At 70.2% G+C, this 9765-nt stretch carries 11 protein-coding genes, 1 tRNA gene and 1 other RNA gene; 12 read left to right on the forward strand and 1 reads right to left on the reverse strand.

Features of this window, described 5'->3' with window-relative positions:
- Positions 1-109 precede the first annotated feature (109 nt).
- The 11 genes from JNW98_RS24690 to JNW98_RS24740 all read left to right on the forward strand — a co-directional run bounded on the left by JNW98_RS24690 (position 110) and on the right by JNW98_RS24740 (position 9290).
- Complete coding sequence (locus JNW98_RS24690; RefSeq protein WP_372459321.1) at positions 110-2203, forward strand: cell division protein FtsK; 2094 nt, start codon at positions 110-112, stop codon at positions 2201-2203.
- Between the two features lie 246 nt (positions 2204-2449).
- Complete coding sequence (locus tag JNW98_RS36940) at positions 2450-2596, forward strand: hypothetical protein (protein ID WP_372459319.1); 147 nt, start codon at positions 2450-2452, stop codon at positions 2594-2596.
- A gap of 166 nt (positions 2597-2762) precedes the next feature.
- Positions 2763-2951 carry a hypothetical protein gene (locus tag JNW98_RS24700; RefSeq protein ID WP_223770489.1) on the forward strand — a complete coding sequence of 63 codons (189 nt, stop codon included), beginning with the start codon at positions 2763-2765 and terminating at the stop codon, positions 2949-2951.
- An 11-nt stretch (positions 2952-2962) separates the two neighbouring features.
- Positions 2963-3583 (forward strand): hypothetical protein, encoded by a 621-nt coding sequence (locus tag JNW98_RS24705; protein WP_223770490.1) that lies wholly within the window; start codon positions 2963-2965, stop codon positions 3581-3583.
- Positions 3580-3780 (forward strand): hypothetical protein, encoded by a 201-nt coding sequence (locus JNW98_RS24710; RefSeq protein WP_223770491.1) that lies wholly within the window; start codon positions 3580-3582, stop codon positions 3778-3780. The genes JNW98_RS24705 and JNW98_RS24710 overlap by 4 nt, the downstream gene beginning before the upstream one ends.
- A complete protein-coding gene (locus JNW98_RS24715; protein ID WP_223770500.1) occupies positions 3780-4067 on the forward strand; it encodes a hypothetical protein in 288 nt (95 codons plus the stop codon). Before JNW98_RS24710 ends, JNW98_RS24715 begins: the two co-directional genes overlap by 1 nt.
- Positions 4068-4170: 103 nt before the next feature.
- Positions 4171-4884 (forward strand): DNA methylase, encoded by a 714-nt coding sequence (locus JNW98_RS24720; protein ID WP_372459320.1) that lies wholly within the window; start codon positions 4171-4173, stop codon positions 4882-4884.
- Positions 4881-5720 (forward strand): bifunctional DNA primase/polymerase, encoded by an 840-nt coding sequence (locus JNW98_RS24725; protein ID WP_223770493.1) that lies wholly within the window; start codon positions 4881-4883, stop codon positions 5718-5720. The genes JNW98_RS24720 and JNW98_RS24725 overlap by 4 nt, the downstream gene beginning before the upstream one ends.
- A 2-nt stretch (positions 5721-5722) precedes the next feature.
- Positions 5723-7198: an AICE element replication initiation protein gene (locus JNW98_RS24730; RefSeq protein ID WP_223770494.1), complete on the forward strand. Its 1476-nt coding sequence runs from the start codon at positions 5723-5725 to the stop codon at positions 7196-7198.
- A 486-nt stretch (positions 7199-7684) separates the two neighbouring features.
- Positions 7685-7918: a helix-turn-helix domain-containing protein gene (locus JNW98_RS24735; RefSeq protein ID WP_223770495.1), complete on the forward strand. Its 234-nt coding sequence runs from the start codon at positions 7685-7687 to the stop codon at positions 7916-7918.
- Between the two features lie 85 nt (positions 7919-8003).
- Positions 8004-9290: a tyrosine-type recombinase/integrase gene (locus tag JNW98_RS24740; RefSeq protein WP_223770496.1), complete on the forward strand. Its 1287-nt coding sequence runs from the start codon at positions 8004-8006 to the stop codon at positions 9288-9290.
- 64 nt (positions 9291-9354) lie between these two features.
- Here the strand turns inward: JNW98_RS24740 and JNW98_RS24745 are convergent.
- A tRNA-Ser gene (locus tag JNW98_RS24745) sits at positions 9355-9439 on the reverse strand.
- A 121-nt stretch (positions 9440-9560) separates the two neighbouring features.
- Between JNW98_RS24745 and ffs the strand changes: the two genes are divergently transcribed.
- An RNA gene (gene ffs / locus JNW98_RS24750) (signal recognition particle sRNA small type) lies at positions 9561-9655 on the forward strand.
- The last annotated feature ends 110 nt before the right edge of the window (positions 9656-9765 follow it).

Genomic DNA, 9765 nt, shown 5'->3' on the forward strand with positions numbered 1-9765 from the left:
CGGCCGGGCCCCTTGTCTCCCGCGAAGGAGCAGATACACCGTGACAGAGATAGACCCCTCCCCGCCGCCCGCCGAGGCGACGGAGGAGAAGACGGCTGAAGTCTTCGACATCACCACCAAGCGCCCCACCGCTCCCGCTCCCGGACCGGTCGCGGCGCCGGAAGAGGAGCCGGATGAAGACGGGGAGGTACTGCGGCCGCGGCCGGTGGACCCGCCGGACCTGGCCTCGCCCGGGATCACGGTCTGCAAGCGCAAGCCGATCCTGCCGGGCTGGCTGACGTCGAAGCCGGGGTTCGTCTCGACCGTCCAGCGGGCCTCGGCCAACACCTTCTACGCCACCGTCTACCACGGCATCCGCACCCCCTGGTACGCGTTCCAGCTCGGCGTTCTCGCCCCACGGGGCGCGGCCCGGCTGGTGCAGCAGACCAACCGGTGGATGTGGGATGCGGAGTCGGCCCCGCTGCGCGCCTACGAGGTGCTGCACGAGAACACCGGCGAGTACCTCAAGCTCTCGCGCCAGCGCGACCGCCGGGTGCGGCTGCGCGTCCTCATCACCACGGTTGCCGCCGTGTTCGGGGCCGGTTTCGCCCTGGTCATGTACGTGATGGCCCCAGGCTGGCTGGCGGTGCTGGCATCGGCCGCGGTGCTGTTCTGCGGGTTCCGGGGTGCCCCGGAGGATCAGCCGGTCATCGGCCCGGCGGTGCTGAAGACCGAGGTGCAGAAGCTGACCGGCCCGATCGTGCTGCGGGCGCTGGACAACATCGGCAACGCCAAGCTGTCGGCCGCCATCAAGAAGGGCGGCGACATGAACGGGCTGCGCTTCACCTCCGAGATCACCCGCGACGGCCCCGGCTACCGCGCGGACCTTGACCTGCCCTGGGGCGTGACGCCGGAGGACATCATGGAGGAGCGCAAGGCCCTGGCCTCGGGGCTGCGCCGCAAGGTCGGCTGCGTGTGGCCGGCCCCCGACCCGGAAGAGCACGAGGGGCGGCTGGTGCTGTGGGTGGGCGACAAGCCCATGAACGAGACGACGAAACCGGCGTGGCCGCTGCTGAAGTCCGGGCAGGTGGACCTGTTCAAGCCGGTCGTCTTCGGCAACGACCAGCGCATGCGGGACGTGTCGGTCACGCTGATGTTCGCCTCGGTGGTGGTCGGCTCCATCCCGCGCATGGGAAAGACGTTCCTGATGCGCCTGTTCCTGCTCATCGCCGCTCTCGACCCGCGCTCGGAGATCTACGCGTTCGACTTCAAGGGCACCGGCGACTTCGGCGCCCTGGAACCGGTCTGCCACCGCTACCGGGCCGGGGACGAGGACGAGGACATCCTCTACGTCCTGCAATCCCTGCGTGAGCTGCGGGAAGAGCTGCGGCGCCGGGCGAAGGTCATCAAGTCCCTGCCGCGCTCGCGCTGCCCGCAGTCCAAGGTCACCCCCGACCTCGCGAACGACAAGAAGCTGCGACTGCACCCGATCGTCGCCGGCTTCGATGAGTGCCAAGTCCCCTTCGAGCACGAGAAGTACGGGGCGGAGATCGAGGAGATCTGCACCGACCTGTGCAAGCGCGGCCCCGCACTCGGGATCGTCGCCCTGTTCGGCACCCAGCGCCCCGACGCCAAGTCGCTGCCCACCGGCATCAGCGCCAACGCCGTCCTGCGGTTCTGCCTGAAGGTCATGGGCCAGCCCGCCAACGACATGGTGCTGGGCACCTCGATGTACAAGGCCGGCTACCGGGCGACCATGTTCTCCCGCAGCGACCTCGGCATCTGCTGGATGGCCGGTGAGGGCGACGAACCGCGCATCGTCGCCTCCGCGTTCGTCGACGCCCTCGCCGCCGAACAGGTCGTGCTCCGCGCCCGGAAGGTACGCGAGGAGTACGGCAACATCACCGGCCACGCCCTCGGCGAGCAGCCCGCCGACGGCGAAGCCTCCTACGACCTGCTCGCCGACATCCTCAAGGTCGTCCCTGCCGACGAAGAGAAGGTGTGGAACGAGAAGGTCGCAGCCCGCCTCGCCACGCTCCGGCCGGAGATCTACGGCGGCTGGAAGGCCGAGACCGTCACCACCAACCTGCGCCCCCACGGCGTCAGCGCCCAGGACGTCTGGGGCACCACCGACAAGGGCAAGGGCACCACCCGCCGCGGCATCGCCCGCGCCGACATCACCACAGCCATCACCCAGCGTGATGGGAAGCGGGTCGCGGACTGAACGCGCACCAGTGCTAGACCTAGCGGCCGCCGCTGCTAGGTCTAGCACCCCCGCTAGCACCCCAAAGCACCTCTGATCAGCCACCTCGCACCTAGCAACTGACCTGCGAGAACCCCGGAAACCCGCCCGGAAGGCACCCCCGTGACCCTCCTTCTCCTTGCTAGCGCCTGCCTGCTGCTAGTCACCCTCTGTTACGCGGCCCTGTGTGCCGGATCGCCGTTCGGCAACTGCCTCAGGTGCCGCGGCATGGGCCACAAGATCAAGCAAGACCGCAAGGGACACCTCAAACGCGGCAAGGGCTGCCGCCGCTGCGACGGCCACGGCAAGCGCATCCGCCTCGGCCGCCACCTGTACAACCTGTGGCTGCACACCTACCGCGACGGCACCCGCTAAGCCCCCGCGCAACGCACGACGGCCGGCGGCCACCCGCCATCAGGCGGACCCCTCGTCAAACAGACGACAGGCGAGCGCGACCGCCGGCCAGCCTCCCAAGCTTGCGAGCACCCGGGGGCCCCACCACGTTAGCCCGCACGCTCCTTCACCGGAAGCGAGATTCCCCATGGCCATCACGGTCTCCCTCGTCGCCCTGTTCGGCCTCGTCCTGTTCTTCCTCCTGCGCTCCAAGTCCCTCGGCTACGGCTCGGCGTTCATCGCCATCATGTTCGGCTTCCACCTCTCCGCCACCGGCGCCGCCAAGCCCGTCAACGACCTCACCACCGCCGTCGTCAACGCCCTGAGCACCCTGTAGGAGACCCGGCCGTGAACACACCCGCCACCCGCGAACAGATCACCGCTCTCCTACCCAAAGCCGCACCCGCCATCGCCACGTCCACCGTGCTGATCCTGGGCCGGATCTGGAACGCCAACGGCGCCGAACACTCCGTCGGCGACGCGGCCTTGATGACGGTGCTGTCCGGCGCCGCCGCCGCGGCTGGCGCGCTGGCCACCTTCGCCGGACCCGGCGCCACCGTGCTGGCCGGGACCGCGTTCGCCACCTCCGGCTCCCTCGCCCTGGCCGGCGTCGCCGGATACGCCGACGGCATCGCGCTGCCGCTGCTGCTGTGGGCCCTGGCTACCGCCGTCGCCTACGGCCTGGCCGCCCGCACCTGGCGCACCGACCGCCGCGACACCCTCACCCACAACCGCCATGTGGCCGTGCGGCGGGAGGAGCACGCACACGTCGAACGCGTCGAAGCCCTGCGCGCTGGCGCCCAGATCGAAGTCGCCCGCGAAGGCGCTGCCTACGCCGAAGCCCTCGCCGCCGCCCTGACCGCCCGCGCGGCCCTCCCCGGCTACGACCCCGCCGCCCTCACCCGCACCGGACTGCCCGAACTCCCCACCCACGCCCTCACCCGCGACCCGGAGGAACTGACCCCGTGACCGGACCCGAGCACTACCGCGAAGCCGAACGCCTTCTCTTCGAGGCTGAGTTCGCCAAGGGGGGCCTGGACATTCAGCGGCACATGGTCACCAAGGCCCTCGTCCACGCCACCCTCGCCCACACCGCCGCCACCGTCCTTGCCCCCGAAACCCACACCGGGTGCGCCGTCCTGCCGTACGAGGAGGGAACCGCGTGATCCGCCGCCTGCGACTCTCGATCACACACTGTTCCGGCCGGGCCTTGATCCTGACCGACACCCCACGCCCTGACTGCGACAACTGCGGCGGCGCGGGCGGTATCGCCAGCGACTACGGCGACTACGACACCGGCGAGTACGCCGGCACCGACTGGGAGCCCTGCCCCTGCTGGACCCAGTGGTGCATCCGCCTGCTCCCGCTCTCGCGCCTCTCCCGCCGGCTGCGGCGCCGCGGCGCTGGCCGCAGCCCGTGGGCCGACGGCTACAGCGACGAACCCCCGTTCTAGATACGCCCGAGGGCGGCGGCACTCCCGGACAAGGACAGCCCGCCGCCCCCGGTCTCTCCATCCCGACGAAGCAGAACAGGAGACCTACAGCATGGCCCAACCCATGCCCCTCACGCGAGCCGACTCCAAGCCGCGCCTGCTCGACCTCTTCTCGTGCGCCGGCGGCGCGGCGGCGGGATACGCCCACGCCGGGTTCGCGGTGGACGGCTGCGACATCGCCGACCGCCCGAACTACCCCTTCCCGTACCACCGGGGCGACGCGCTCGAATACCTCGCCGACCTGATCACCACCGGCGACATCAACCGCTACACCCTCGTCCACGCGTCCCCGCCGTGCCAGCACGGATGCGCGCTGACCGTGGGAACGAACGCCTCACAGGGGTGGGGCGGCACGCACGTGGACCTGGTGGCGCCCACCCGCGAACTGCTGAACAAGGCGGGTCTGCCGTACGTCATCGAGCAGCCCAACGGCCGCGCCAAGATCCGCAAAGACCTCACCCTGTGCGGCGAGATGTTCCACCTCGGGGTCATCCGACACCGCAACTTCGAGTTGGGCGGCTGGACGACCGCCTGTCCGGTGCACGTGCCTCACCGGGGTCGGGTGCGCGGCTGGCGACACGGCCGCTTCTACGACGGCCCGTACGTCGCCGCATACGGCAGCGGCGGCGGCAAGCCCACGATCGTGGAGCTTCAGGCCGCAATGGGCATCACCTGGACCGAGGTGCGCGAGGAGCTGACCGAGGCCATCCCACCCGCCTACACCGAATGGATCGGCCGCGCCCACCTCGCTACGCACGCGTTGGGTGCGGCGGCATGAGCACCACCCGTGATCTGCTGCGCACCGCACTGGGCCTCGCCGCGGCCGGCGTGCCCGTCCTGCCCCTGCGCGCGGGCAAGGTGCCGTTCGGCAACTGCCGCACCTGCACCAGTAACGCCTGCGGCGGCCGGCCGGACATGAAGAGCGCGGGCCCCTGCCGGTGTCCCGGCGTCTGCCACGGCTGGGCCGCTGCTACCACCGACGCGGACATCATCGCCTCGCCGGTGTGGGCGTCCGCGTGGCATAAGGCGGCGGCCGTCGCCTACCACCCCGGCGGGGCAGGGCTGACGGTGGTCGACCTGGATGACGCGGCGGCTGTCTCCTGGGCCCGCCAGGTTCTCCCCGGCACGCGCACGGTGACGACGACGCGGGGGGAGCACTGGATCTACCGGGGGGCGATGCAGTCCGCGAACGCCGTGCGGCCCGGCGTCGACCTCAAGTCGCACATGTCTTACGCGCGGTGGCTCGGTCACGGCACCGGCACCCTGACCGAGCTGCCCGACGCCGTGCGCGCGCTGATCGCGAGGAAGCCCGCCACGGTGCGGCCCGTGGTCACCCCGCCCGCGCTCGCTGGCGGCGGGGCGTGCCCGCACCGCACGCTCGCCTACCTGGAGCGGGGCATCACCATGGCCGAGCAGCGCATCACCGAGGCCACCTGTGCGGTCCACACCACCGTGTACCGCACGTTCTTGGCCGTGCTCTCGACGCACGGTCGGTGCGGCTGCCTCACCGAGGACCACACGGCGCGGCTGTTCTCCGCCGCGCAGGCCAAGGGCGAGAGCCCGCGGCACTGCGCCGACGCGTGGAACAACGCCCGCACGAGGTTGGGACTGTAGCCATGTCCGAGGACGACAAGACCCCGGCCCGCGAGGTCATCGCCGAGTACGCGCAGGAGCGGTTCCGGTACTTCCGCACCGCTGACGGCACGGTCTACGCGCAGAAGAACGGCCACCCCGTGGCTCGCCCCATCCGCTCCCAGGGCACCACGGGGAGCCACCGCCAGGAACTCATGGTCGGCCTGTTCAAAGACGGGGTCGGCGTGTTCAACGGCACCGCCCTCAAGGAGGCGCTGGACTTGATCGAAGCACTCGCACTCAACGAGAACACCCAGAGCGTGCACATCCGCGTCGCCCCCGGCTTCGACGGCGCGACCTGGCTGGACCTCGGGCGCAGCGACGGCCAGTCGGTGCGCATCCACCCCAGCGGATGGGACATCCGCGTCCCCGACCCGCGTGAGGTGTGCTGGCGGCGCACCCAGCTCACGGGCGAACTCCCCCTGCCGGAGCAGAACACCGACGGCAAGGGCATCGACCTGCTGTTCCGCCTGTGCAACTTCGTCAACGCCGAAACCGAATGCCTGGCCATGGCGTGGCTGGTCGGCTGCCTAGAACCGTCCGTCCCCGTCCCTGCCCCGTTCCTGACCGGACCCCAGGGCGCGGGGAAGTCGACGGCCGGCCGGATGCTCATCCGCATCGTCGAGGGCATGAGCAGCGACCTGCGCCGCGCCCCGAAGGACGAGGAAAACCTGATCGCCGCGGTCGCCGCGGGATGGGTCACGGCGCTGGACAACCTCTCCCACATGACCCCGGACCTGTCCGACGCCATGTGCTGCATCGTCACCGGGGCTGAGTCCGTCAAGCGGGCCCTGTTCACCGACGGGGATGTCTTCCGCGCCCGCTACCGCCGCCCGCTCCTGCTTACCGGTATCGACGTGGGTGTCATCCGGCCCGACCTCGCCGAACGCCTCCTGCCGCTCCGGCTGGAACGGCCGAAGGTACGGCGCACAGAGGCGGAGCTGTGGACGGAGTACGCGCAAGTCCTGCCCGTCGTGCTCGGCTCGCTGCTCGACCTGACCGTCAAGGTCCGCGCCGCGTCGGCGGAGACGCCGACGGATCTGCGCATGGCGGACTTCGCGCACCTGTGCGCGCAGCTCGACACCGCGATGGGTCTCGGGGCGCTGCCCGCCTACCGGGCCGGACTCGACGACCTCAACGACGACGTGATCGAGGGCGACCTCCTTGCGCAGACCGTGCTTGCGTACGCGGCCGGCATGCAGCCCGGGGAGCAACAGCGGATGACCTCCGCCGAATGGCTGCATCTCCTGACGCGGCTCTACAGCGGCGAGGACTGCCGCCCCCTGCCTAAAGGATGGCCGACTACCGGAAAGGTCCTCTCCGACCGCCTCAAGCGGCTTCAGCCCACCCTCGCGGCGCGTGGCCTGAACGTTGACTGGGGACGCACCCGCGAGGCGCGCTACATCGAGCTGACCGAGCCCGCTCCGGCACCCGGCCCGCAGCAGAGCGCCGCGTTCTGACGCGAGGTCACCGCACAACAGCAAGAGGAGCACCCTGGGGCGACACCGCGCAGGGTGCTCCTCTTGCTGGTCGGTGCGCAGCACCCTGCCGAGGACGTGCCGCGCAGCGGCTCCTTCTTCATGTCCTGTGCTGCGCACGACAACAGACACCACCCCCTCTCTTTTCCTAAGTAGGAAGACTCTGCGTCACCTGCGTCACGGCCGACGGAAACCGGCCTCTGACCTGCCCGGACAGGCGTGACGCAGAACCGATGGGCTGCGTCATCGTGCGTCACCTGCGTCACGTCCCCGTGTCACAGACGACGAAGCCGTGACGCACCGGTGACGCACCCCGCCCGCCCACGTCACGTAAAGGCGCAGGTCAAGGACCCAAATGACGCACGTGACGCCGTGACGCAGAAATCCGAACCTCGGACACACGCGGACTGCCGCGCCCCAGACACCGCCACGACTCCCCGCCGGGACCGTCCCAGAGGAGACCATTCCGTGAGCATCGCCACCGTGGACATCGCACCACTCGCCGAGGCTGCCGACCCGGCCCCCGTTCTCCTGACCGTCGAAGAGGCCGCCCGCTGCCTCCGCATCGGCCGGACCACCTGCTACGGGCTCATCCGCTCCGGAGAGCTGGAGTCCATCGACATCGGTCGTCTGCGTCGTGTCCCCGCCGATGCGCCGGCCGCCTACCTCGCCCGCCGACGCGAGGCCCAACGAGCTGCTTGACCGTGCCCGGGGCGGCGGCACTCCCGGACAGGACAGTCCGCCGCCCCGGCCCCCATCCCGACGCACCAGGAACAGGAGCCTGCCTGTGGCAGAGCGAAAGAAGAAGGGCACCCGCCGGGCCAACGGCGAATCCGCGATCTACTTCGGCGCGGACGGTCGTTGGCACGCCCGTGTGCCCATGGGCTACAAGGACAACGGGGACCCGTACCGTCGGCACGTGACGCGTCCGACGCGCGACGAACTCGTCGAGGAAGTCCGACGGCTTGAGAAGCAGCGCGACGCGGGCTCGGCGCATCAACCCGGCAAGCCGTGGACGGTAGAGAAGTGGCTCTGGCACTGGGTTGAGAACATCGCCAAGCCGACCGTCAGCGAGAACACGTACGAGGGTTACGAGGTAGCCGTTCGCGTGCACCTCGTTCCGGGCGTCGGCAAGCACCGTCTCGACCGCTTGCAGCCTGAGCACCTGGAAAGTCTGTACCGCCGCATGCAGGCGAACGGGAAGCGCAAAGCCGGTACGGCTCACCAGGCTCACCGCACCGCACGAACCGCGCTGGGGGAGGCGGTACGGCGGGGGTACGCAGCCAAGAACGCTGCCTCGTTGGCGAAGCCACCCCGGATCGAAGAGGACGAATCCGAGGTGGAGCCGTACTCCGTGGAGGAGGTTCAGCGCCTGCTCCTCGAAGCCAACAAGCGAAGGAACAGCGCCAGGTGGATGCTGGCGCTGGCGCTCGGGCTGCGACAGGGCGAGACGCTCGGGTTGCGTTGGACTGACGTCGACCTGGACAACGAGTACCTGAAGCTGCGGCGGAACCGCTTGCGCCCCAGGTACGAGCACGGGTGTACCGAAGCCGCACCGTGCGGCCGGAAGGCGGGGTACTGCCCGGACCGGGTGCAGGTCCGGCGTGAGACCAAGAACACCAAGTCCCGTGCCGGCCGCCGCGCCGTGCCGCTGCCCGGCCCGCTGGTTGCCATGCTCCGGGCCCACGCCGAGACGCAGGAACGGGAGCGCAAGGCGGCCGGCGACCTGTGGGTCGAGTCGGTCTACGTGTTCACCAAGCCGCTGGGCGGTCCCTTGAGCCCGAACACGGACTATCACGACTGGAAGAGGCTGCTGGGAGACGCGGGGGTCCGGGACGCCCGGCTGCACGACGCTCGGCACACGGCCGCGACCGTGCTCATGCTGCTCGGCGTCCCGGACCGCGTCATCGACCAGATCATGGGGTGGGAACCGGGGACGTCCGCGAGCATGAGGGCGCGCTATCTCCATGTACCCGACGCCATGCTCAAGGACGTCGCCCGGAAGATCGCCGAAGCCATCTGGGGGCCCTCGGGACCGCCGCCTGTGGACAAAAACCAGGACAACGGCGGCTGAGGACGACGACGAGGGCCCCGACCGGAAACCGGTCGGGGCCCTCGTTTGCCCAGGTGGGCGAGTGCGGAGGATACGAGATTCGAACTCGTGAGGGGTTGCCCCCAACACGCTTTCCAAGCGTGCGCCCTAGGCCTCTAGGCGAATCCTCCGCCGCAAACAATACAAGACGCGGAGCAGTGCTCGCGAACCCGATCGGCGGCGAGATCGTCGGGAGGGGTCGGGGGTGGGGGAGGGGGCCGGGGCGGGGGTGGAGTGCGCTAGGGTGGGGGGCAAGCCCCTCACGTGGCGCTATCTCACCCAACTCCCCCAGGGCCGGAAGGCAGCAAGGGTAAGTGGGCTCTGGCGGGTGCGTGGGGGGCCCTTGTGTTTTCCGGGGGTCGTGTGGGGGCGTCGCGGGAGCGGCGGGCGGGGTGGCCGGGGCCGGGAACTGTGAGCGAGGCCACTTGTCAGTGGGGCCCGATATCGTCGTAGGTGT

Origin of the sequence: Streptomyces huiliensis, assembly GCF_020037025.1 — a bacterium.
In the GTDB taxonomy this organism is placed as follows: Bacteria; Actinomycetota; Actinomycetes; order Streptomycetales; family Streptomycetaceae; genus Streptomyces; species Streptomyces huiliensis.

Excerpts from the sequence above, each read along its gene's own strand:
- JNW98_RS24730 (WP_223770494.1), top strand. The coding sequence starts at position 5,723 with ATGTCCGAGGACGACAAGACCCCGGCCCGCGAGGTCATCGCCGAGTAC.
- JNW98_RS36940 (WP_372459319.1), top strand. The coding sequence starts at position 2,450 with ATGGGCCACAAGATCAAGCAAGACCGCAAGGGACACCTCAAACGCGGC.
- JNW98_RS24700 (WP_223770489.1), top strand. The coding sequence starts at position 2,763 with ATGGCCATCACGGTCTCCCTCGTCGCCCTGTTCGGCCTCGTCCTGTTC.
- JNW98_RS24725 (WP_223770493.1), top strand. The coding sequence starts at position 4,881 with ATGAGCACCACCCGTGATCTGCTGCGCACCGCACTGGGCCTCGCCGCG.
- JNW98_RS24720 (WP_372459320.1), top strand. The coding sequence starts at position 4,171 with ATGCCCCTCACGCGAGCCGACTCCAAGCCGCGCCTGCTCGACCTCTTC.